This window comes from Streptomyces sp. NPDC008317 (assembly GCF_042955955.1).
Taxonomy (GTDB): Bacteria; Actinomycetota; Actinomycetes; order Streptomycetales; family Streptomycetaceae; genus Actinacidiphila.
In genome coordinates, this window is the sequence record NZ_JBIBFQ010000006.1 from 218691 (window position 1) to 240091 (window position 21401).

The 21401-nt window shown below is 71.3% G+C and carries 18 protein-coding genes and 1 tRNA gene; 9 read left to right on the forward strand and 10 right to left on the reverse strand.

Translation table 11 applies throughout. The annotated features are described in order from the left end of the window. The first annotated feature begins 13 nt into the window (after positions 1 to 13). Both ACFY9V_RS21145 and ACFY9V_RS21150 read left to right on the forward strand, forming a co-directional pair. Positions 14 to 799: a dioxygenase gene (locus ACFY9V_RS21145; RefSeq protein ID WP_391120956.1), complete on the forward strand. Its 786-nt coding sequence runs from the start codon at positions 14 to 16 to the stop codon at positions 797 to 799. Positions 800 to 818: 19 nt separating this feature from the next. Continuing rightward, positions 819 to 1448 (forward strand): hypothetical protein, encoded by a 630-nt coding sequence (locus tag ACFY9V_RS21150; RefSeq protein ID WP_355337816.1) that lies wholly within the window; start codon positions 819 to 821, stop codon positions 1446 to 1448. Between the two features lie 125 nt (positions 1449 to 1573). Here ACFY9V_RS21150 and ACFY9V_RS21155 read toward each other — a convergent pair whose 3' ends face one another. Both ACFY9V_RS21155 and ACFY9V_RS21160 read right to left on the reverse strand, forming a co-directional pair. Beyond that, positions 1574 to 3079 (reverse strand): DHA2 family efflux MFS transporter permease subunit, encoded by a 1506-nt coding sequence (locus tag ACFY9V_RS21155; protein ID WP_391162381.1) that lies wholly within the window; start codon positions 3077 to 3079, stop codon positions 1574 to 1576. 186 nt (positions 3080 to 3265) lie between these two features. Then, on the reverse strand, positions 3266 to 3949 hold the full coding sequence (locus ACFY9V_RS21160) for a TetR family transcriptional regulator (protein ID WP_391043333.1): 684 nt from the start codon (positions 3947 to 3949) through the stop codon (positions 3266 to 3268). A 287-nt stretch (positions 3950 to 4236) separates the two neighbouring features. Between ACFY9V_RS21160 and ACFY9V_RS21165 the strand changes: the two genes are divergently transcribed. Continuing rightward, the gene (locus tag ACFY9V_RS21165) at positions 4237 to 4722 is read left to right on the forward strand and encodes a MarR family transcriptional regulator (protein ID WP_391162382.1); all 486 of its coding nucleotides are present in this window, start codon (positions 4237 to 4239) and stop codon (positions 4720 to 4722) included. Between the two features lie 60 nt (positions 4723 to 4782). Here the strand turns inward: ACFY9V_RS21165 and ACFY9V_RS21170 are convergent, their stop codons facing one another. The 3 genes from ACFY9V_RS21170 to ACFY9V_RS21180 all read right to left on the reverse strand — a co-directional run bounded on the left by ACFY9V_RS21170 (position 4783) and on the right by ACFY9V_RS21180 (position 7636). Further along, positions 4783 to 5580, reverse strand: coding sequence for an ATP-binding cassette domain-containing protein (locus tag ACFY9V_RS21170; protein WP_391162383.1), 798 nt, complete (start codon positions 5578 to 5580; stop codon positions 4783 to 4785). 78 nt (positions 5581 to 5658) lie between these two features. Beyond that, a complete protein-coding gene (locus ACFY9V_RS21175) occupies positions 5659 to 7245 on the reverse strand; it encodes a DHA2 family efflux MFS transporter permease subunit (protein WP_391162384.1) in 1587 nt (528 codons plus the stop codon). Positions 7246 to 7300: 55 nt separating this feature from the next. Next, a complete protein-coding gene (locus ACFY9V_RS21180) occupies positions 7301 to 7636 on the reverse strand; it encodes a hypothetical protein (protein WP_391162385.1) in 336 nt (111 codons plus the stop codon). 301 nt (positions 7637 to 7937) lie between these two features. On the opposite strand from ACFY9V_RS21180, the gene ACFY9V_RS21185 reads away from it, so the two are divergent. Continuing rightward, on the forward strand, positions 7938 to 9275 hold the full coding sequence (locus ACFY9V_RS21185) for a hypothetical protein (protein ID WP_391162386.1): 1338 nt from the start codon (positions 7938 to 7940) through the stop codon (positions 9273 to 9275). 60 nt (positions 9276 to 9335) lie between these two features. Here ACFY9V_RS21185 and ACFY9V_RS21190 read toward each other — a convergent pair whose 3' ends face one another. Both ACFY9V_RS21190 and ACFY9V_RS21195 read right to left on the reverse strand, forming a co-directional pair. Next, entirely contained in the window at positions 9336 to 10043 is a 708-nt protein-coding gene (locus ACFY9V_RS21190) for a CE1759 family FMN reductase (RefSeq protein ID WP_391162387.1), read from the reverse strand. Beyond that, positions 10040 to 11149, reverse strand: coding sequence for an LLM class flavin-dependent oxidoreductase (locus ACFY9V_RS21195; RefSeq protein WP_355337796.1), 1110 nt, complete (start codon positions 11147 to 11149; stop codon positions 10040 to 10042). Before ACFY9V_RS21195 ends, ACFY9V_RS21190 begins: the two co-directional genes overlap by 4 nt. Before the next feature lie 228 nt (positions 11150 to 11377). On the opposite strand from ACFY9V_RS21195, the gene ACFY9V_RS21200 reads away from it, so the two are divergent. Continuing rightward, complete coding sequence (locus tag ACFY9V_RS21200) at positions 11378 to 12076, forward strand: type 1 glutamine amidotransferase domain-containing protein (RefSeq protein ID WP_355337793.1); 699 nt, start codon at positions 11378 to 11380, stop codon at positions 12074 to 12076. A 73-nt stretch (positions 12077 to 12149) separates the two neighbouring features. Continuing rightward, a tRNA-Arg gene (locus ACFY9V_RS21205) sits at positions 12150 to 12222 on the forward strand. Between the two features lie 147 nt (positions 12223 to 12369). On the opposite strand, the gene ACFY9V_RS21210 is transcribed toward ACFY9V_RS21205, so the two are convergent. From ACFY9V_RS21210 to ACFY9V_RS21220, 3 genes are all read right to left on the reverse strand, one after another. Then, a complete protein-coding gene (locus ACFY9V_RS21210; protein WP_391162389.1) occupies positions 12370 to 14211 on the reverse strand; it encodes an FG-GAP-like repeat-containing protein in 1842 nt (613 codons plus the stop codon). 168 nt (positions 14212 to 14379) lie between these two features. Beyond that, a complete protein-coding gene (locus ACFY9V_RS21215; protein ID WP_391162391.1) occupies positions 14380 to 15243 on the reverse strand; it encodes a class F sortase in 864 nt (287 codons plus the stop codon). Then, positions 15240 to 16019: a hypothetical protein gene (locus ACFY9V_RS21220; RefSeq protein ID WP_391162392.1), complete on the reverse strand. Its 780-nt coding sequence runs from the start codon at positions 16017 to 16019 to the stop codon at positions 15240 to 15242. The genes ACFY9V_RS21215 and ACFY9V_RS21220 overlap by 4 nt, the downstream gene beginning before the upstream one ends. 438 nt (positions 16020 to 16457) lie before the next feature. On the opposite strand from ACFY9V_RS21220, the gene ACFY9V_RS21225 reads away from it, so the two are divergent. The 3 genes from ACFY9V_RS21225 (at position 16458) to ACFY9V_RS21235 (ending at position 21306) form a co-directional block, all read left to right on the forward strand. Then, positions 16458 to 17903, forward strand: a complete 1446-nt coding sequence (locus tag ACFY9V_RS21225) for a DUF4331 domain-containing protein (RefSeq protein WP_355337781.1) — start codon at positions 16458 to 16460, stop codon at positions 17901 to 17903. A gap of 122 nt (positions 17904 to 18025) precedes the next feature. Next, entirely contained in the window at positions 18026 to 19441 is a 1416-nt protein-coding gene (locus tag ACFY9V_RS21230) for a tetratricopeptide repeat protein (RefSeq protein WP_391162393.1), read from the forward strand. Continuing rightward, positions 19438 to 21306, forward strand: coding sequence for a hypothetical protein (locus ACFY9V_RS21235; protein ID WP_391162394.1), 1869 nt, complete (start codon positions 19438 to 19440; stop codon positions 21304 to 21306). The genes ACFY9V_RS21230 and ACFY9V_RS21235 overlap by 4 nt, the downstream gene beginning before the upstream one ends. The last annotated feature ends 95 nt before the right edge of the window (positions 21307 to 21401 follow it).

The window sequence follows — 21401 nt, forward strand, 5'->3', positions numbered from 1 at the left end:
AGGAGGGTGCGCGATGACCACGGCAACCCCGGAGCGCATGCCCGCGCTCTACCTCTCGCACGGCGCCCCGCCGCTCGCCGACGACCCGGTGTGGCCCGCAGAGCTGGCGGCCTGGTCGGCCGACCTGCCGCGTCCCAAGGCGATCCTGATGGTCTCGGCGCACTGGGAGGAGGCCCCGCTGGCGATCGGCGCGACCACCACCGTCCCCCTGGTGTACGACTTCTGGGGCTTCCCCGAGCACTACTACCAGGTGCGGTACGCGGCGCCCGGCGCGCCCGCGCTCGCCGACTCCGTACGGAAACTGCTGCGCGGCGCAGGTAATCCCGTGCAGGACGTGCCCGACCGCGGTCTCGACCACGGCGCGTACGTACCGCTGGTGGAGATGTTCCCCGCCGCCGACATTCCGGTGCTCCAGGTGTCGATGCCGACGCTCGACCCGGAGAAGCTGCTGGACATCGGACGCAAGTTGGCGCCGTTGCGCGACGAGGGCGTGCTGATCGTGGGCAGCGGATTCTTCACGCACAATCTGGCGGCGCTGCGCAACGCGGGTCCGCAGCCGCCGAGCTGGTCGGCGGAGTTCGACGACTGGGGTCACCGGGCGTTGGAAGCCCAGGACGTGGACGCGCTGCTGGACTTTGAACACACCTCGCCCGCCGGGCGGTTGGCGCACCCGCGGACCGAGCACTTCGCCCCGCTGTTCGTTACGCTCGGCGCCGCCGAGTCCGAGCTCGGCAGCCAGCGCAGCATCATCGACGGTTTCTGGATGGGGCTCGCCAAGCGTTCCGTCCAGTTCGGCTGAACAAGGAGACCCCACGCTCATGCAGAAACGACGCATCGGGATCGGCGTGGCCGTAGTGGTTAGCGCCGTGACGCTGGCCGCCTGCGGCTCCGGCTCCAGCTCCGCCAGCGGCAAGGGAGCGAGCGACACGGCGACGACTACCGCGGGCGGTGGTGACAGCAAGCCCGCGGCCAGTTCCGTCTCGTGGCCCGCGCCCGCCGACGCCTCCGCGCAGGTCAAGGCGGCGGGGCTGCCGATGCTCGGGCAGGAGGGGCAGGTGCTGCACATCCACAGTCACCTCGATGTGTTCGTGGACGGCAAGGCCGTCGTCGTGCCCGCCCTGATCGGCATCGACGAGGCCAAGCAGTCGATCAGCCCGCTCCACACGCACGACACCAGTGGCGTCGTGCACATCGAGTCGCCGGTGCAGGCCGACTTCACGCTCGGCGAGTTCATGACCGAGTGGAACGTGCCGCTCACGAAGGACACGCTCGGTTCGCTCAAGACCGGCGGCGGCAAGGAGCTGCACGTGTACGTGAACGGCAAGGAGCAGACCGGCGACCCGGCGGCGATCAAGCTGGGCGCGCACGAGGAGATCGCGCTCGTGTACGGCGCGCCTTCGGACAAGGTGACGGTACCCAGCTCGTACAAGTGGCCCGAGGGGCTCTGACGGTCGCCACGCGGGGCTGCGTATGGAATGACGAATGACCAACGGCAGGGCCCCGCCTCGTGCTTCACGAGGCGGGGCCCTGCCGTCTTCACGCGCTCACCCCATCGGGTGAGTGCCGTGCCGGGTCAGTGTGCGATGACCGGGATCGGGATGTCCTCGAAGTCGCCTTCGGCGACCCTCTCTCCGGTGTTCTGGACGCCCGCGTCGACCAGGACGAAGGCCAGGACGGCGGAGAGCACCAGGATGGCGGTGGCCCAGTAGATGGCGACCGAGTAGCCGTGGACGGCGGCCTGGTTGACGAACAACTGGTTCTTCAGGTCGGCCGGGCTCTTGGCGTGCGAGCCGATCCACGTGGTGGTGGCGCTGGCCGCGAGGGTGTTCAGCAGGGCGGTGCCGATGGAGCCGCCGACCTGCTGCGAGGTGTTGACCATGGCGGACGCGACGCCCGCGTCCTCGGGGCGCACACCGTGCGCGGACAGGCTCATGGCGGGCATGAACGCCGTACCCATGCCGAGGCCCATCAGGACCAGGCCGGGCAGCAGGATTTCGGCGTAGTTGGAGTCGACCTTGATCTGGGCGAGGATGCCCATGCCGACGGCGGCGACCAGGAAGCCGGGCGCCATCAGGAAGCGCGGCCGGACCCGCAGCATCAGCCGCGTGCCGATCTGCGTGGAGCCGATGACCATACCGCCGACCATGGGCAGGAACGCGAAGCCCGACTTGAGCGCCGAGTAGCCCATGACCTGCTGGAGGTAGTAGGTCAGGAACAGGAACAGGCCGAACATGCCGATGATGGCGAGGCCCAGCGACAGGTAGACGCCGCCCCGGTTCCGCTCGGTGATGACGCGCAGCGGCAGCAGCGGGGCCTTGACGCGGCCTTCCACGGCCACGAACGAGGCGAGCAGCACCACGGAGGCGACGAACAGGCTGATGGTCACACCGGACGACCAGCCGTCGGACTCGGCGCGGCTGAAGCCGTAGACGAGCGCGACCAGACCGGTGCTGGCGAGGACCACGCCGGGGATGTCCAGGCGGTTGCGGTTGCGGCCTTCGGCGGGTTCGCGGATGAAGGCGATGGCGCCGAGGACGGCGGCGACGGCGAAGAAGATGTTGACGAACAGTGCCCAGCGCCAGTTCAGGTACTCGGTGAGGACACCGCCGAGGATGAGGCCGACCGCGGCGCCGGCGCCGGCGATGGCGCCGTAGATGCCGAACGCCTTGGCGCGTTCCTTGGCGTCGGTGAACATCACCGAGATCAGGGACAGCGCGGCGGGCGCGAGCAGGGCGCCGAAGACACCCTGGAGGGCGCGGGCGCCGAGCAGCATCGCCGTGTTGACGGCGGCGCCGCCGAGCGCGGAGGCCGCGGCGAAGCCGAGCAGACCGACGATGAAGGTGTTCCTGCGTCCCCACAGGTCCGCGATCCGGCCGCCGAAGAGCAGCAGGCCACCGAAGGCGAGGGTGTAGGCCGTGACGACCCACTGGCGGTTGCCGTCCGAGATGCCGAGGTCGGCCTGGGCGGAGGGAAGTGCGATGTTCACCACGGTCGCGTCGAGCACGACCATGAGCTGAGCGATGGCGATAAATATCAGCGCTGTCCAGCGCTTCGGATCGGGCAAGCGTGTTTCAGGCATAACTGATCTCACTAATGGATGCGGAGTGACAGGACGTGGGGACGTGTGTCATCGAGCTGGCGCCGGACGATGCGGATCGTGGTCCGGGATCCGGTCGCGGTGTTCATCGGTCGAGCGGCCGAGAACTGCGCTTCGGTAAGTCGGCGAACTTCCCTACGTTATCGCCCGGTTCATGGGCGTTGCGAACTATTTGTTTCCGGCTTTGAGGTCCTCCAGGGTGGCCGCCGTCCCGACGAGTACGGATCCGGCGGGGGCGCGCAGCCCGTCGAGGAAGAGTTGCAGGTGGCGGTGGACGAAGCGGTCGAAGCCCATGCAGCCGGTGCCCGGCAGCGGCCGGGTGAGCTGCGTCAGGGCGACCATCAGGTCACCGACGGCGATGTCGGTACGGAGCAGGCCCGCGCTCTGCGCGCGTTCCATGATGGCGTTGACCGACCGCTCCAGCCGTTCCATCTGCTGGGTGACGGCGGGGTCCTGGCGGTCGAAGGCGTCCGACAGCATCGGGCACAGCGCCCCGATCCGCTCTTCGGCCGCTTCGAAGACGAAGCGGCGCAGCGCGGCGAAGGCGTCGGGCTCCTGAGCGAGGGCGTCTTCGGCCCGCTCGGCGGTCGTGGCCATGACGGTGAGCGTGACCTGGCGGATCAGTTCGGCGCGGTCGGTGAAGTGCCGGTAGAGCGTGGCGTTGCCCACTCCCGCGCGGCGCGCCACGTCGTCGAGCGGCACGTCCGGGCCGAACTCCACGATGGCCTCGCGGGCGGCGGCGACGATGCGCTCGCGGTTGCGTGTGGCGTCCGCGCGCAGCCGCACGGCGCGCGGCCTGGTGCTGCTGGTGGTTGCGGTGGCGCTGGTCGTACCAACAGTGTCGAGGCTCACGGCGGGCGGCTCCTTCCGATCGATCCAGCGGTCGTTCACGGGGGTACGGGCCCCGTCGTTGAAACGGACAGGCACTCCCCGTTTCGCGGTCACCTGGTCTAAACGGGGAGCGCGTCCCCGGATATTTCCCGTCACGCTTGTGACCTGCGTCACGCGATTGGCGGGGTTGGCGGGGTTGGCGGGAGGCTTCACCAAAGAGGCGTCCGGTCGTACGAGCCGGACGCGCCCGGTCGCGGACCGACGGCGGGACACGCCATTTTATTGAAGCTTCAAGAAGTGCACGTACCATGAACGCCATGACATGGCTGACCGAAGACGAGCAGGCGACCTGGCGGGCGTTCCTGCACGCCACGACGTTGCTGGAAGACCACCTCGACCGTCAGCTCCAGCGTGACGCGGGCATGCCGCACATGTACTACGCGTTGCTCAGCACGCTCTCCGAGACGCCCGGCCGCAGTATGCGCATGACGGAGCTCGCCGAGCGCGCCAAGATCACCCGTTCCCGGCTGTCGCACGCCGTCGCCCGCCTGGAGGGGAACGGGTGGCTGCGCCGCGAGAACTGCCCCTCCGACCGCCGCGGGCAGATCGCGGTCCTCACCGACGCCGGTTACGACGAGGTGGTGCGTACGGCGCCCGGTCACGTCGCCGCCGTCCGCTCCGCGATCTTCGACCGGCTCACCCCCGAGCAGACGGCGCAGCTCGGGGAGATCTCCCGCATCATCGCCGAGGGCCTGCACCAGCCGGACCGCGCGGACCTGCCCTGGCTGCGCTGAAACGGTCGGTCACCGACCGCGGGAGCGTCAACCTCGCGCCCGTGAAGTCACCCCATACGGTCAGCGCCGCCCGGAGCGGGCGAGCCACCGTCCCTCGTGCCTGCTGACCTCGATCGGCCGCCCGAAGCATTGGGTCATCGACTCGGCCGTGAGCACCTGCCGCGCGGTCCCCGACGTCAGCACCCGTCCTTCCTTGAGCAGCAGTACGTGCCCGATCGCGGGCGACAGCTCCTCCAGGTGGTGGGTGACGGTGATGGTCGCCAGAGCCGTACGGGTGAGCGCGAGGCGGTGCATGGCGTCGATCAGGTCCTCGCGGGAGGGCAGGTCGAGCGCGTTGAAGGGCTCGTCGAGGAGCATCAGTGCCGGGTCGGCCATCAGCGCCCGCGCGACCAGAACGCGGGCCCGCTGACCGCCGGAGCAGACCCCGTACGCCCGGTCCGCCAGATCCTTGATCTCCAGCTCCGCCAGCAGCTCGTGCGCGCGCTCGCGGACCTCGTCGTCGTACTTGCGCCACAGCGGCTGCACGGTGCCCGTGTGGCCGGTCAGGACGACGGTGTGGGCGGTGGCGTCGAGCGGCACCTTCTGTGAGGACGACACCAGGCCGATGTGCGCGCGCAATTCGCGCATGTCGACACGGCCGAGGCGGTGGCCGAGCACGTCGACCGTGCCGGAGGTGGGATGCATGAGGGCGCCGATGAGGCGCAGCATCGTCGTCTTGCCCGCGCCGTTGGCGCCGAGCAGCGCCCAGTGCTCGCCGGACCGTACGGTCCAGTTGACGTCGTCGAGGATGACCTGGCCGGTGGTGAAGCGGCGGACGCTGACGGCGTCGAGAGCGGCCACGACGGTGTTGGCTGTCATGACGGCACGGTAGCTGTATCCGCCACCTTCACGCCCCGGGATTCCACGATGTGAGCGGCCGTGCGCGAGAGGGAGGCGTCACATATGTGCGGCGGGCGGGGCGTCGGGTTCGGCGTCACCTGGTGCGGGCGAATCGTCGGGCAGCGTGCTGGGCTGCGCCAGGGCACGCGGCTTGCCGCGCCGGTAGAGGAAGGCCGTCACCACGGTGCCGACGGCGAAGAAGCCCGCCGCCCACCAATAGGCGGTCGAATAGCTGTGCAACTGGGCCTGCGCGGCGACGGCGGGAGTGTTCTGCCTGCCGACCACGTAGCTGGCGGCGGCGCTGGTGGCGAGGGTGTTCAGCAGCGAGGTGCCGACGGAGCCGCCGACCTGCTGCGAGGTGTTCACCATGGCGGACGCGACACCCGCGTCACGCGCTTGTACGCCCGCAGTGGCGAGGTTCATCGCCGTGGCGAAGATCGAGCCGAGGCCGAGGCCGAGGATCAGCAGCGGCGGCAGTACGTGCGCGGGATAGGTGCTGTGCAGGTCGAGCGCGGTCAGCCACGCCATGGCGACGCCGGCCAGGGCCATGCCGGTCGGCACGATCGGCTTGGCGCCGAAGCGCGGCACCAGCACATTGGTGGTGGTCACCGACGTCACCACCATCACGGCGATCATCGGAAGAAAGGCGAGTCCGGTGGAGACCGGCGAGTAGTGCAGGCTCTGCTGGAGGTAGTACGTCAGGAACAGGAAGACGCCGAACATCCCGCCGCCGGAGATGAACATCGCCAGGAACGACGCGCCCCGGTCCCGGTCGGTCACCACCCGAAGCGGCAGCAGGGGATGCGCCGCACGGCGCTGCCAGGTGACGAAGGCGAGCAGCAGGACGACGCTCGCCACCAGGAAGCCCCAGGTCTGCGGCGAGCTCCAAGGGTGCTTCTCGGCGTTGGAGAAGCCGTAGACGATGCAGAACAGGCCGGCCGACACCAGGGCGGTGCCGGGGATGTCCAGCTGGGGACGGTCGGGCAGGGTGCCGCCTTGCAGCAGTCGTACGCCGCCGATGAACGCGATCGTGGCGAAGATCAGATTGACGTACAGGCACCAGCGCCAGTCGAGGTATTCGGTCAGCACACCGCCGAGCAGCAGACCGACGGCGCCGCCCGCGCCCGCGATGGCGCCGTAGATGCCGAACGCCTTGGCGCGCTCCTTGGGGATGGTGAAGGTCGTGGTGAGCAAGGAGAGGGCGGCGGGGGCGAGCAGGGCGCCGAACATGCCCTGGAGGGCGCGGGCGGTGACCAGTACGCCGAAGTTGGGGGCGGCGCCGCCGATCGCGGAGGCGAGCGCGAAGCCGGTCAGGCCGATCAGGAAGACCCTCTTGCGGCCGACCAGGTCGGCGAGACGGCCGCCGAGCAGCAGCAGCGAGCCGAAGGCGAGGGCGTACGCCGTCACGATCCACTGACGGTTGCCGTCGGTGAAGCCGAGGGCCGTCTGGGCGGAGGGCAGCGCGATGTTCACGATGGTGGCGTCGAGGACCACCATGAGCTGCGCCAGGCCGATCACGCCGAGCACCCACCAGCGGTGGGAGGGGGTGCCGACGACACTGCTGCGGCCCGGCTTCCCGTCGGGCTGTGGGCCGCCGCCGAGGCCGGCGGCGGAAGCGGAGGTGTCCGGGCTGCTACGGGCCATGACGGAGTTCTCCCTTGGCGCGACCACCCCCCGGGAACTCCACGCTAGGCGCAGCTCAGCGGCCTCGCCACGCGGGAAGCCGTCGCCCGGACGGCGCAAGGGCCCTGGACAGTGCCGAGGAGCCGCCGCGGTCCGGTCCCCGTACCGGAACCGCGGCGGCTCCTCCGTCTTCGGTGTCGGTCGTCGCGTCCGCGGCGGTGGTCGCCCGCAAGGCCCTGGAGTCCACCGCGACCGCCATCGGACGACCGTCCCGGGTGGCGATGACGGTCACGGAGTGGTCGGCCGCTCCGCGGTCCGCGGTGGCGGCGTGGGCGGGCGTCGTCCGCGCGGCCGGGAACCGCACGGCGGTGGCCATGCCTGTCCTGTCCAGCAGCAGACGGGTGGTGATCACGCGGTGCGCCCTTCACGAACCTGACCGCCGCGCGACCCGCGCTTCACCGGGTCTGCGGCACCGACACAACGATCAGTAACCGCCCATCCCATAGGACTAACGCGTCGTCACCCGAATGGCGCGACCCAATGAGCGCGACCGCGTGCGCTGAGGTAGCGCCGCACACCGTCACACACCGTGCGAAAGGCGATTTGGCGACAACCCTGACGTACCAACTCCGCGCGCGCACCCGCCCGGCAGCACGTTCCCTGAGAGGAACGGGCCCGGTCGGGCGGCACTCGCACAGGCAGGGGGTACGTGGATGGCGGCGACCGCCGACGGACCCGCTGCCGGGGACGGCGCGTCAGGGTCGGGACCGTTGGGTGACGACGAGCGCGCGGAGTTGACGGCGCTGCGGGCGCGGTTGGCGGTGACGCGGTCGCGGCACCGGGTGCGGTCGTTCTTCTCCGCGCTGCTCATCACACTGGCCGCGGTACTGGCTCCGCTCGGTGCGGTGGCGGTGTGGGCCGCCGACATCGTCGGCAACACCGACCGGTATGTGGCGACGATGGCGCCGCTCGCCGACAACCCGCAGGTGCGGAGGGCCGTCACCGATCAGGTGACGGCGGCCGTCATGGACCGGATCGACCTCGACTCGCTGCTGTCGAGCGTGGCGCCCTCGGATCTGCCGGGGGTGAAGGCGGCGCTGGGCGGGATCAGCGGCCCGATCACGTCGGGGGTGACGGATTTCGTGCACGGCACGGTGGCGACGTTCGTGTCGAGCAGTGCCTTCTCGACGATCTGGGAGGAGCTGAACCGGAGGGCGCACGCGACGGTCGTCGACGCGCTGACCGGCAGTAACGATTCGGCGGTGCAGGTCGAGCACAACACGGTGACGCTCGACCTCGCGCCCGTGGTGGCCGGGGTGAAGCAGCAGTTGGTGGACCGCGGGTTGAAGGTCGCCGGGCGGCTGCCCGACGTGCACACCGACTTCACGTTGCTGAAGTCGGACGAGATCGGGCGGGTGAAGACCGGTTTCCGGGCGCTGCAACTGGCCGGGGACTGGCTGCCGGTGGTCACCGTCGTCATCGCGGGCGCCGGGGTGTTGCTGGCCGTACGGCGTCGCCGCGCGTTGGTCGCCGCCGCGCTGGGTGTCGCGGCGGGGGTGGCCGTGCTCGGCGTCGCGCTCGCTCTCTTCCGCACCTTCTACCTCGACCACTTGTCCCCCGATGTGCACCATGCGGCCGCCGCGGCGATCTACGACCAGGTGGTGCGGTTTCTGCGGGCGAGCGTTCGGATGGTGATCACCCTGGGGGTCGTGGTGGCGCTGGGGGCGTGGCTGAGCGGTTCGGGGCAGTGGGCGGTACGGGTGCGGACGATGTGGGAGTCGGGGATCGCGGCGGTGCGGGAGGCGGCGGGGGTGCGGTCGACCGGGCCGGTGGGGCCGTGGGTGGACCGTTTCCGCGTCTGGCTGCGGTGGGTCGTCGTCGCGGTCGCCTCGGTGGTCCTGGCGCTGTGGCCGTATCCGACCGGCATGGTGATCTTCTGGATCGCGTTGGTGGCGGTGGCGGGGCTCGCGGTCATCGAGTTCCTGGACGAGCGTCCGGCCGTTGATACGACCGGCGGGGGTGAGCGCGGAGCCGGGGCGTTGACGTCGTAGTTGACGCCGTCGTCGTATCCCTCGCCCCGGCTCCGTCGCACGGTCACTCTTGTGGCGCCGTCACCCTCGCGCGCCGAGCGCCGCCAACTGCTCGGCGAACGGCACGACCTCGTCGTCGGCACCGGCGCCCATACCGGCGTCCGTCGTCGCGCCCCCGCCCGGCGCCGGGCGGGACGGTCGGGAGGTCATCAGGGCGGCGAGTTCGGCTCCCGCGCGGTCGATGCGGGCGGCGAGGGTGCCGTCGACAGCGCTGGTCCCGTTGCCGTTGCCACCACCACTGCCTGCCGTGCCCCAGTCCTCGGAGGCCGCGTATACGGCGGTCGGTACGACGATCGCGCGCAGGTAGGCGAACAGCGGGCGCATGGCGTGTTCGAGGACCAGGGAGTGGCGGGCGGTGCCGCCGGTGGCGGCGGCCAGCACCGGGGTGCCCGCCAGTGCGTCTTTGTCGACAATGTCGAAGAACGACTTGAACAGGCCGCTGTACGAGCCGGTGAACACCGGGGTCACGGCGATCAGGCCGTCGGCGCCGGTCACCGAATCGATTGCGTCGCGCAGATGATGCGCCGGGAAGCCAGTGAGCATGTTGTGCGCGATGTCGTTGGCCAGGCCCCGCAGCTCGATGACCCGTACGTCCACGTCCACGTCACCGTCGATGTGGCGGCGTACCGCCTCCGTCAGCCGGTCGGCCAGCAGCCGGGTGGACGACGGCTGGCTGAGACCGGCGGTGACGACGGCGAGCCGGCGTCGCTCGATCGGGTGGTGCGTCATGCCCGGGCCTCCAGGACTTCGTCGGCGGTGTCGGCGTCGCGGCGGGCGAGCAGCGAGGCGTGGGTGGGGGCGTCGGGCACCTCGGCCGGGCGGCCCTTGGCGAATTCGGCGCGCAGGACGGGGACGACCTCCTCGCCGAGCAGGTCGAGCTGTTCGAGGACGGTCTTGAGGGGCAGACCGGCGTGGTCCATGAGGAAGAGCTGGCGCTGGTAGTCGCCGACGGCGTCGCGGAAGGTCAGGGTGCGTTCGATGACCTGCTGCGGGGAGCCGACGGTCAGCGGCGTCTGCTCGGCGAAGTCCTCCAGCGACGGCCCGTGCCCGTAGACCGGGGCGTTGTCGAAGTACGGCCGGAATTCCCGTACCGCGGCCTGCGAGTCGCGGCGCATGAACACCTGGCCGCCGAGGCCGACGATGGCCTGCTGCTCGGTGCCGTGGCCGTAGTGCGCGAAGCGGCGACGGTAGAGGTCGACCATCTTCTTGGTGTGTTCCATGGGCCAGAAGATGTTGTTGTGAAAGAAGCCGTCGCCGTAGTACGCGGCCTGCTCGGCGATCTCCGGGCTGCGGATGGATCCGTGCCAGACGAACGGGGGCACGCCGTCCAGCGGGCGGGGCGTCGAGGTGAACGACTGGAGCGGCGTACGGAACTTGCCCGCCCAGTCGACGACGTCCTCGCGCCACAGCTTGTGCAGCAGCGCGTAGTTCTCGACGGCGAGCGGGATGCCCTGCCGGATGTCCTTGCCGAACCACGGGTAGACCGGCCCGGTGTTGCCGCGGCCCATCATCAGGTCGACGCGGCCGTCCGCCAGGTGCTGGAGCATCGCGTAGTCCTCGGCGATCTTCACCGGGTCGTTCGTGGTGATCAGCGTGGTGGAGGTGGACAGCACGATGCGCTCGGTGCGGGCCGCGATGTACCCGAGCATGGTGGTGGGCGAGGACGGCACGAAGGGCGGATTGTGGTGCTCGCCGGTCGCGAAGACGTCCAGGCCGACCTCCTCGGCCTTCCGCGCGATGGTGACCATCGCCTTGATCCGCTCGTGCTCGCTCGGCGTCCGTCCGTTGGTCGGGTCCGTCGTGACGTCGCCGACCGTGAAGATCCCGAACTGCATCACACCCACCGTCCTGTCGCACTCACCCTGTTTGGTTGAGCATTCAACATCCCGAACATTCCGGCCACCCTACCTATTCCCCTGACCCGGCCGCACCCGGCCCCCGGCCGCACCCCGACCCGGCCGCACCCGACCCCCCGCCGCACCCGGCGCGAGCCCCCGCCTCGGCGTACGTTGGAAACGCCCGCCCCACCCGCCCCCAGCGACACGGAAGAGAGAGCCACCTCCATGGCAAGGATCCTGTTTGTCCTGACCGGAGCCACCCACTGGACGCTCGCCGACGGCAGCGCGCACCCGACCGGCTTCTGGGCCGAGGAGGCCGTGGTCCCGTACCGCGTCTTCACCGAGGCGGGCCACGAGGTCGTCGCCGCGACGCCGGGCGGGGTCGTACCGACGGTGGACCGGGGAAGCCTCGCGCCCGAGTTCAACGGCGGCGAGGAGGGCGCGGCGGCGATGGCGGCCGAGCTGGCCGGGATCGCCGCCTTCCAGCACCCCGTGAAGCTGTCCGACGTCTCGCTCGACGACTACGACGCGGTCTTCTACCCCGGCGGCCACGGCCCGATGGAGGACCTGTCGGCCGACGCCGTGTCCGGCGCCCTGCTCAACGCGGCCCTCGCCTCGGGCAAGCCGCTCGGCATCGTGTGCCACGCGCCCGCCGCGCTGCTCGCCACCGCCACGGGACCCGGCGGCGCCTCCCCCTTCGCCGGTTACCGGCTGACCGGCTTCACCAACGTCGAGGAGACCCAGGCGGGCTTCGCCGACAAGGCCCGCTGGCTCCTCCAGGACCGGCTCGTGCAGCTCGGCGCCGACTTCCAGGAAGGCGCGCCCTGGGCGCCGCACACCGTCACCGACCGCAATCTGCACACCGGTCAGAACCCGGCCTCCGCCGGTCCCCTGGCCGCCGAGATCCTCAAGACCCTCGGCTGACGAACCGGCCTTCCGCCCCGCCCCCGGGCCCCCGACCGGCCACCGCCAACCCGCTACACTGACGCCTGTCCCCGCCCCAGTAGCTCAGGGGATAGAGCACAGCTCTCCTAAAGCTGGTGTCGCAGGTTCGAATCCTGCCTGGGGCACACCGGAAGTAGCAGGTCACAGCCATGAGAGGCCCTCCCGTTGTCGAACGGGAGGGCCTCTTTGGCCGTGGAAGTCGGCACGGGGGCCGCTCGGAGACGGCACCGGTGCCCCACGGAGACCGCACGCCCCCGAGGGGACCCGGCCGGTCAGCTCATGTTGTTATACGCGTTGCCCGTGTGGGCGTCGGAGATCGCGCGGGGGGCGAAGGGGCGGGCGGGGTCGCCGGTGCCGGAGTAGAGGTAGACGGTCTTGGTGGCGGCCTGGTAGGCGAAGAGGTCGGCCTTGCCGTCGTGGTCGACGTCGCCGGCGCTGGTGAGCTGGGAGTACGTCTGCCAGCCGGAGCCGATCCGGGTGCGGCGCTCGAAGGTGCCGTCGGACTTGCCGAGGTAGAGCCACAGCACGCCGTCCTTGTCGCGGGCGACGAGGTCGCCCGCGGGTCCGCCCGCGAGGTCGCCGACGGCGGTGAGCTGGTCGTAGCCGGTCCAGCCCGTGCCGACGCGCACACGGGGCTCGAAGGGGCGGCCCGTGCTGCCGGTGCTGCGGTAGAGCCAGAGGGCACCGGTCGTGTCGACCGCGACGAGATCCGGGCGGCCGTCACCGGTGAGGTCGCTGCCGCCGGTGAGATGGGTGTACGTCTGCCAGCCGCCGCCGACGCGGACGCGCGGGGTGAGACCGCCGTCCTCGCGGCCCGAGTAGAGCCACAGGACCCCGTCCTTGTCGCGGGCGACGAGTTCGGGAAGGTAGTCGGGGCTGTTCGTCCCCGCGATGTCGCCGACGGTCTCGAGCTTGTCGTAGATCTGCCAGCCGCCGCCGATCCGCGCCCGCTGGCGCCCGTCGGCGGCGCTGTCCCGCCACAACCCGCCCGAGGCGTCGCGGCCCAGCAGGTCGGGCAGGCCGTCGTTGTCGAAGTCGTGCAGGGCGGAGGTCGGGGTGCCCGCGTGCGCGAGGAGCCGCGCGAACGGCCGGCCGTTCGGGTCGAGGGCGACGCGGAAGACGCCCGCGCCCTGGGCGGAGTCGCTGCCCTGGACGATTCGCGCGGTGCCGTCGGGGACGGCGTACGAGGCGTCGGCGCGGTCGAGGAAGGTGACCTTCTCGCCGGTCCCGACACGCAGGGCCGTCGTCCCGTACGTCACCCAGTCGCCGAGCAGGCCGATGGTCAGGTCCGTACCGGCTTTCACGCCCGGCACGGGCACCGCGGTGTCCGCGCCGGTGGTCCGGTTGCGGACGACCACCCGGAGCGTGTTCGCGGCGGTGTCGTCCTCGATCCAGGCGAGGCGGTTGCCGGAGATCACCGGATTCCGCGCCTGCCGCGGGTAGGGGAAGGTGAGGGTGGCGGTGGCCAGGTCGATCAGGCCGAAGCGCCGGTCGCTCTCCCCGGTCCCGGTGGGGACCAGGCCGTGGGTCGCGTCGCCCGGCCGCACCCGCCCGTAGTCGGTCCCCTCGGGCAGGCCCTGCACGGCGCGGTTCGCCCCGTCCGCGGTCTCGACCCACAGCTTCGTGGCGCCCCGGACGAACAGCGCGCGGCCCGCGACGCCCCCGTAGAGGCTGTCCAGCCCGTCGTCGACCGTCCGCAGCGCGAAGGAGGTGCCGGTGGGCATGTCCAGCACGCGGCTCCCGGACGTGTCGCTCGTGGTGGTGACGGTGTCCCCCGAGATCTCGGCGATCCCGTTGGCGGTGTCGAAGCGCAGGTCGCGGACCGGGCCGGGCCGGTACGGGGTCCAGCGGAGCTTGCCGTCGTCGCCGTCGTGCGGGACGTACGTCCAGAAGCCCTGGGTGCCCGCGGACGCCAGCGTGGCGCCGGGCGTCATCGGGAGCAGGCCGCTCACCCCGGATGTCGTGGCGGACGCCCGCGTCGCACCCGCGGAGGCGGAGGTGGTGGCGGTGGCCGTGGTGGTCAGCGAAACCGCGCCCAGAGTGACGGCCAGGACGGTGGCGGTCGCGGCGACGAGACGGCGGCGCCCGGTGCGGAGGGAGAGCGGGGAGACCAAGGAACGTTCCTCCTGTGCGAAACGGGGTGGGACACCGCCCTTGGTGTCCCACCCCGTCCGACAGCCGACCCGTCGGGTTGGTTGTGCTCTGCGGTCAGATGATCAGAGGAAGTCAATACGGCGTCGTGCGGGTGAAGTTGGGGACACCCCGGTCTCCGTGAGCCGTTCTCAGGTCGCGAGGTGGGCGAAGACCACGGTGTTTCCCTCGTAGGAGTGAGTGCGCGCGTTCCAGTCGGAGCAGGTGATGAGCCGGAGTTCGGCGTCCGCGGTGTTGCCGTAGACGTCGAGGGTCGGGAACCGGGCCTTCTCGTAGGAGCGGACGGCGTCGACGGTGAAGACGGCGACTTTGTGGTCGGCGCGGGTGACGCGGATCTGCTGCTCGGGCTTCATCGCGCCGAGCCGGTAGAAGACGGCGGGGCCGGTCTCCTTGGAGTCGACGTGGCCGAGGATGACGGAGGGTCCGGTCTGGCCGGGGGCGGGCGAGTTGCGGTACCAGCCGGCGCGCAGCGGCTTGGAGGGGACCTCCAGGCTGCCGTCCTTGTTGAGGCCCAGGTCCAGCAGGTCGGAGTGGACGCCGATGGCCGGGATGTCGAGGGCGACCGGCTTGGACGCGGGCAGGGTGCCGGGCCGGGTGGGCGTCGGACCGGCCGCTTCGGCCGAGGCGCCGCCGCTCGGCGGGGCGGGCATCGCGGCCATGTCGTGGCCGGACATCTCATGACCCGACATGTCGTCGCGCGGTGTGCTTCCCGCGACGGCCGGGCCCGGCTGCGGCGGCGGGTTGCCGCCGCCCCCGGTGGTCCCGGCGAGTACGGCGGTGACCCCCGCGGCGACGCAAGCCACCGCGAGGACGACGAGCATGACCGCCGTACGTCGCGTGCGGCCCACGCGGCCGGTGCGGCTGGCGCGGAGGGTACGGCCGGTGCGGCCGTCGCCGGTCGTACGTACGGTGTCGTCCGTACGGCCGGTCTCGTCCGTACGGCCGGTCTCGTCGTCCGGGCCGTCCTCGTGCGCGGCGGCGGCGTCGTCACTCATCGGGTCGTGACGCCCCTGCGGCGCAGGGCGAATCCGCCGATGCCGAGGCCGACCAGGGCGGCGGCGCTGCCGCCCGCGACCATGCCGGTGTGGATGCCGCTTCCGGTCTGCGTGGCGCCGTCACCGGTGTCCGCGCCGCCGCCGGGCATCGAGGTCATCTGGGAGACGTTGAAGGCGCCGCAGAGGGCGGGGTCGGTGGCCTCGGCGGGCAGGGTCTTGTCGAGTTCGCTCGCGCCGAGCACGTTGTCGTACGTGCCGTTGCCGTTGTAGTCGATGCCGTGCACGACCAGGACGGCCTTGCCGGACTTGAGGTTCGCGGCCACGTTGTCGGTGACTTCGAGGGTGCGGCTGTACTTGACGCTCGAACCGGCCGGGAAGCGGTCGACGGCCAGGGCGCTCTTGGGGGTGCTGTCGCCGCTGGTGGTGAGCGAGGTGCCGATCATGCCGTAGTCCTTCATGGCGTCGGCGACGTTGATCGAGCTGTGGCCGTTGTGGTCCTTGGCCTCGGACGGCTTGGGACACACACCGGCGCCGTCGACGTGGATGTGCATGGCGTGCGGGGAGCCGCCGCCGACCAGGCCCGACGCGGTGACGGTGATCTTCGCGGTGTTGCCGGAGAGCTGGATCATCGCCGTACCGCGGCCCGTGACGTGGTTGGCGGTGATCGGGTCCAGCGACGCCTGGTACGTGGTCCAGGGGACGTCGGTGTCCGTCGGTGCCGCCCACGCCGCTGCCGGGAAGGCCAACGGGACTGCGGCGACTGCTATCGCGGTCACGACACGTGCGCTGGTGGATCGCATGGTGGTGCTGCCCTTCACTCGCGGATTCGCGGAGTCGGCATGGCGTCGGCTCCGCGACCGGAGGCGGGTGCCTCCGCACTGGCATTCGGAGCGGTGGGGGGCGCGGATTGGTACGGGTGTGCCCTTGACCTCTTTACGGCGGTACCTCCGCGTCCGGGCATACGGACATATCGCATACGTATGTCCGTATGCCCGGGGAGAGCCGGAGCGCCTTGCGCCGCGCACGACATGACGCGCCGTCAACATCGGCACCACCGCCAAGCCGGACGGCGCACCCCTGGCATCCGTATCCGCATATTCGCCCGATCGGGGACAAAAACCTCTTTCGGGCAATCCGGCACCTCCCCTGGAGACGAACGGGGTGCAGGGACCGGTCCCGAGGCCGGACTCTTCACCCCCACAGAAAGACCACCCATGAGTTCACGCAGAACACCGGGCATCGTCGGCCGGTGGAAGTCGGCAGCGCTGCTGCTGACGCTCGGCACGGCGATCGCGGGAGCGGCGCTCGCCGGTCCCGGTACGGGCGTCGGCCAGGCGTCCAGCCACCGCGAGGCGCCGCTGATCGCGGCGGACCCACAGGTCGACAACACCGACCTCTACGCGTTCTCCAGTCCTGACAAGTCGGACACGGTGACGCTGGTCGCGAACTGGTACCCGTTCCAGGAGCCCAACGGGGGGCCGAACTTCTACCCGTTCGCCACCGACGCCCAGTACGACATCAATATCGACAGCCAGGGCACCGGCAAGGCGGACCTCACGTACCGCTGGACCTTCCGCAACGAGGACCGGCGCGGAGACAAGACATTCCTGTACAACAACGGCGTGGTGAACAACCTCAACGACAAGACGCTGCTGTTCCGCCAGCACTACACGCTCCAGGAATTGCGCGCGGGCAAGCGCCCGGTCACGCTGGTGAAGGACGGCATCGCGACGCCGTCGAACGTCGGCAAGGCGTCGATGCCGAACTACGGGCGGCTGCGCGGCCAGGCGACGCGGAAGCTGCCCGGCGGCGGTCAGACGGTGGCCTCGCAGGCCGCCGACCCGTTCTTCCTCGACCTGCGCGTCTTCGACCTGCTCTACGGCGGGAATCTGTCGGAGACCGGGCACAACACGCTCAAGGGCTACAACGTCAACACCCTGGCGATCCAGGTCCCGAAGTCGGCGCTGGCGCTCAACTGCAACCCCAAGCGCAACCCGGTGATCGGCGTGTGGAGCACCACCTCGCGCCGCACCATGAACCTCTCCCCGGGCAAGCAGACGGCCAGCGGCCCGTACGTGCAGGTCTCGCGGCTGGGCAACCCGCTGGTGAACGAGGCGGTGGTGCCCGCGGGTCTGAAGAACGCGTTCAACGCGCTGCCGCCGTCGCAGGACCACAACCAGCCCAAGGTCGTGGCGAAGGTGCTCAACCCCGAGCTGCCGATGCTGATCCAGTCGATCTACGGGATCCCGGCGCCCGCGACGCCGCGCAAGGACCTTCAGGAGATCTTCCTGACCGGTATCGCGAAGGCGGCGAACGGCCCGCTGGCCGTGGACCTCAACTCGCAGCTCATGAACCAGGACGCCGACAAGAAGCGGTTCGTCCCCGCCGAGGAGCTGCGGCTGAACATGTCCACCCCGGTCACCGCGAAGCCGGACCGTCTCGGCGTGCTGAACGGCGACTTCCAGGGCTACCCCAACGGCCGCCGCCTCGGTGACGACGTCGTGGACATCGCGATCCAGGCGCTGGAGGGCGCGACCCCCGGCCACCTGATCCAGGCGCTCGCCGCGGGTGACGGCGTGAACGGACCCGGCGTCCCCTTCGCCGGCACCTTCCCGTACGTCGCGCTGCCCTACACCGGCTCGGTCAACCAGGCCGGCTGAGCAAGCCACCCGGCGTGGGCACCTGACAGGCCCACGCCGGGTCCCTCTCCTCCGGTCCGACCGCCCCACCCGTCCGACCGGCCGGAGCCCCTGTTCGCCCCGAGCGGAGAAAACAGACCCCCATGCGCCGCCTCGCCCTGATCGCCACCACCGCCGTGCTCTGTGCGGGCCTGACCGGCTTCGCAGCGCTGGAGCGCTCGGGCGGCGCCTCGTCCCCGCCGCCGTCCGACGCGGTCCCGGGCCAGAGTTCCGATACGGGTTCCGGAACAGGTTCCGGTACGGGTCCCGGCCCGGACTCCGGCACGCAGGCGGCGCCGTTGAGCGTGGACGCCATCGTCGCCAAGCTCCAGAGCACGCTGCGCGCACAGCCGAACGACGCCTCCTCCTGGGCCCAGCTCGGCTCCGAATACGTCGAACAGGCCCGGCTCGACGTCGATCCGACGCTGTACCCGAAGTCGGAGGCGGCGCTGCGCAAGTCGCTCGCGCTCCAGCCGCGGCACAACACCGCCGCGCTCACCGGAATGGCCGGACTGGCCAACGCGCGGCACCAGTTCGCGCAGGCCAGGACGTGGGCGGACAAGGCGATCAGCGACGACCCGTACGCCTGGGCGCCCTACGGCGCGCTCAACGACGCGCTCACCCAGTTGGGTGAGGACAGCGCCGCGCAGGACGCCGTGCAGCGGATGCTCGATCTGCACCCGTCGACGGCGTCGTTCACCCGGGCGTCGTACACCTTCGAGCTGCACGGGCGCACCGCGGACGCGGAGCAGGCGCTGCGGCGGGCGCTCCAGGACGCGACGACGGCGGCCGACCAGGCGTTCTGCCACCACTACTTGGGCGAGCTGGCCTTCAACACCGGCAAGACGCGCGAGGCGCTGCGGGAGTACCGGACGGCGCTCGCGCTGGATCCGACGTACACCGCGTCGCTGGCGGGCGCGGCCAGGGCGGAGGCGGCGCTCGGGCGGACGGACCAGGCGGTCGCGGACTACCGGACGGCGATCGACCGGGTGCCGCAGCCGCAATATGTGTTGGAATTCGGCGAATTGCTGGAGTCGCTGGGCCGGGCGCCGGAAGCCAGGGCGCAGTACGGGGTGCTGGAGGCGGAGCAGAGGCTGTTCGCGGCCAACGGCGTGGTGGACGACCTCAACCTCGGCCAATATCAGGCCGATCACGGCGACGCGGACCTCGCGGTGAAGCTGCTGAGCGCCGAGTGGGACCGGCGGCACAGTGTGCTGGTCGCGGACGCGCTGAGCTGGGCGCTGCACCGGGCGGGCCGTGACGGCGACGCGCTGCCGCTGGCCGAGCAGGCGAACCGGCTCGGCTGGCGCGACGCGCTGCTGCGCTACCACCGGGGCGTGATCGAGCAGTCGCTCGGCGACGACGAGGCGGCGCGTACGGACCTGGCCGGGGCCCTGGCCGCCAATCCGGCCTTCTCGCCGCTGTACGCGCCGGACGCGCGCGCCCGGCTGACCGCCCTTCAGAAGGATCAGAAGGAACCGGCGGCACAACCACCGCAAGGACGGCGAGGACAGCGATGACGACCCCGATCCGTGCCCGGCGCGGCGCGGCCCTGCTGCTGGTGGCGGTGCCCTCGCTGCTGTGGCTGGCCGCCCCGGCCGTCTCCGCCCACCCGCTGGGCAACTTCACCGTCAACCGGTACGACGGTCTGACCGTACGCCCCGACCGGATCGACGACCTCGCCGTCGTGGACACCGCCGAGATTCCCACGCTCCAGGCCAAGGCCGCCATGGACACCGACCACGACGGGGCCCTGAGCCCGGCGGAGGCCGCGGCCCACGCGCACACCGCCTGCACCGACCTGGCGCGCGGTATCGACGCGACGCTCGGCGGCGACACGGGCGCGGCCGGCGGTTCGGGGACCGCGGGCGGCGCCGGGGGCGCGCGGCGGTCCAGGGCCCTGCGGTTCGGGCTGACGGACGCGTCCTTCCGGCTGGTGCCCGGGCAGGCCGGGCTCGACACCGGACGGCTGGAGTGCCGGCTGTCCGCGCCCGCCTCTCCCGGCCGCGGCGACACGATCGCGCTGGCCACGGGCGTGGACAGCAGCCGGATCGGCTGGCACGAGATCACCGCGCACGGGGACGGCGTACGCATCGGCTCCTCGGACGTCCCTGCCGTCTCGGTCTCGCGCGAGCTGCGCGCGTATCCGGCGGACCTGCTCGCCGACCCGCTGGACCAGCGCCGTACGCGGCTCGTCCTGGGCTCGGGTCCCGGGGCCGTCGCGGCCGTCGCGCCCGGCACCGGCTGGCCCTCCTCCTGGTACGCCGCCCTGGACCGGCGGCTGGGCGCGCTCACCGACCACGACCGGCTCACCCTTCCCGTCGGGCTGCTCGCCGTGCTGATGGCCATGGTGCTGGGCGCGGGGCACGCGGCGCTGCCCGGTCACGGCAAGACGATCATGGCCGCGTATCTGGCGGGCCGTCAGGGGCGTCCGCGCGACGCCGTCACGGTCGCGGGCACGGTGACGCTGACCCACACCGCCTCCGTCCTCGTCCTCGGCATCGCGCTCAGCGTGTCCTCCGCGCTCGTCGGCGAGGACGTCCTGGCCTGGCTCGGTACGGTCAGCGGCATCGTCATCACCGCGGCCGGTCTGTGGCTGCTGCCGTCGGCCGTCCGGGTCTTCCGGGCGCGGCAGGCGGAGCACGGGCACGCGGGGGGCGCGGCTCACGGTTCGCACGGCCACGGCCACGAGCCCGGACACGAGCACGGACCGGGACACGGGCACGGACACGGACACGCGCAAGGACACGGGGCTGAGCACCAGCACCCGCACCCGTCGTCCGGCCCGCTCGTCGAGGTCCCCGAGGGCGCCGAGGGCATCACCCAGCAGAGCGCGGCCACGACCGTCGCCACCACGCGGGTCGCGGTCCTGGACGAACGGGAGGCCCCCGAACACGAACACGACCGCGAGCACGGCCTTGAGCACGGCCTTGAGCACGACCACGGCCACGACGGTCACCACTCGCACCACACCGACGATCACACCGCCCACGAACACCCGCACCGCCACGGCCTCTTCGGCCACGGCCACCATCACCACTCCCACTCCGCGGGCGGCACCCGCAAGCGCGGCGGTCTCATCGGCATCGGCATCGCGGGCGGCCTGGTCCCCAGTCCCTCGGCGCTGGTCGTCCTGCTGGGCTCGATCGCCCTCGGCCGTACGGCGTTCGGCGTGCTGCTCGTCGTCTGCTACGGCCTCGGCATGGCCGCCACCCTCGCCGCCGCGGGCCTGCTCCTGCTGACGCTCAGGGACCGCTTCCCCGCACTGAGCGGCGGGAGATGGCACGCCGTCGGCGCGTGGAGCGGTCGCCTCACCCCTCTGGGCACCGCGCTGCTCATTCTCGCCGTGGGCGTGGGAACCGCCCTGCGTGCGATGCCCCTCTGACGGATCGACAACACCCGCACCCGTTGTCCCACGGACGCCACAAGGACAGAACCATGCGCACACCCTCGCGTACGACGCCTCGCACGACTGATATG

Coding starts and splice junctions, on each gene's coding strand:
- ACFY9V_RS21185 (WP_391162386.1), top strand. CDS start 7,938: ATGGCGGCGACCGCCGACGGACCCGCTGCCGGGGACGGCGCGTCAGGG.
- ACFY9V_RS21215 (WP_391162391.1), bottom strand. CDS start 15,243: ATGAGTGACGACGCCGCCGCCGCGCACGAGGACGGCCCGGACGACGAG.
- ACFY9V_RS21170 (WP_391162383.1), bottom strand. CDS start 5,580: ATGACAGCCAACACCGTCGTGGCCGCTCTCGACGCCGTCAGCGTCCGC.
- ACFY9V_RS21175 (WP_391162384.1), bottom strand. CDS start 7,245: ATGGCCCGTAGCAGCCCGGACACCTCCGCTTCCGCCGCCGGCCTCGGC.
- ACFY9V_RS21235 (WP_391162394.1), top strand. CDS start 19,438: ATGACGACCCCGATCCGTGCCCGGCGCGGCGCGGCCCTGCTGCTGGTG.
- ACFY9V_RS21225 (WP_355337781.1), top strand. CDS start 16,458: ATGAGTTCACGCAGAACACCGGGCATCGTCGGCCGGTGGAAGTCGGCA.
- ACFY9V_RS21155 (WP_391162381.1), bottom strand. CDS start 3,079: ATGCCTGAAACACGCTTGCCCGATCCGAAGCGCTGGACAGCGCTGATA.
- ACFY9V_RS21195 (WP_355337796.1), bottom strand. CDS start 11,149: ATGCAGTTCGGGATCTTCACGGTCGGCGACGTCACGACGGACCCGACC.
- ACFY9V_RS21190 (WP_391162387.1), bottom strand. CDS start 10,043: ATGACGCACCACCCGATCGAGCGACGCCGGCTCGCCGTCGTCACCGCC.
- ACFY9V_RS21230 (WP_391162393.1), top strand. CDS start 18,026: ATGCGCCGCCTCGCCCTGATCGCCACCACCGCCGTGCTCTGTGCGGGC.
- ACFY9V_RS21145 (WP_391120956.1), top strand. CDS start 14: ATGACCACGGCAACCCCGGAGCGCATGCCCGCGCTCTACCTCTCGCAC.
- ACFY9V_RS21165 (WP_391162382.1), top strand. CDS start 4,237: ATGAACGCCATGACATGGCTGACCGAAGACGAGCAGGCGACCTGGCGG.
- ACFY9V_RS21150 (WP_355337816.1), top strand. CDS start 819: ATGCAGAAACGACGCATCGGGATCGGCGTGGCCGTAGTGGTTAGCGCC.
- ACFY9V_RS21200 (WP_355337793.1), top strand. CDS start 11,378: ATGGCAAGGATCCTGTTTGTCCTGACCGGAGCCACCCACTGGACGCTC.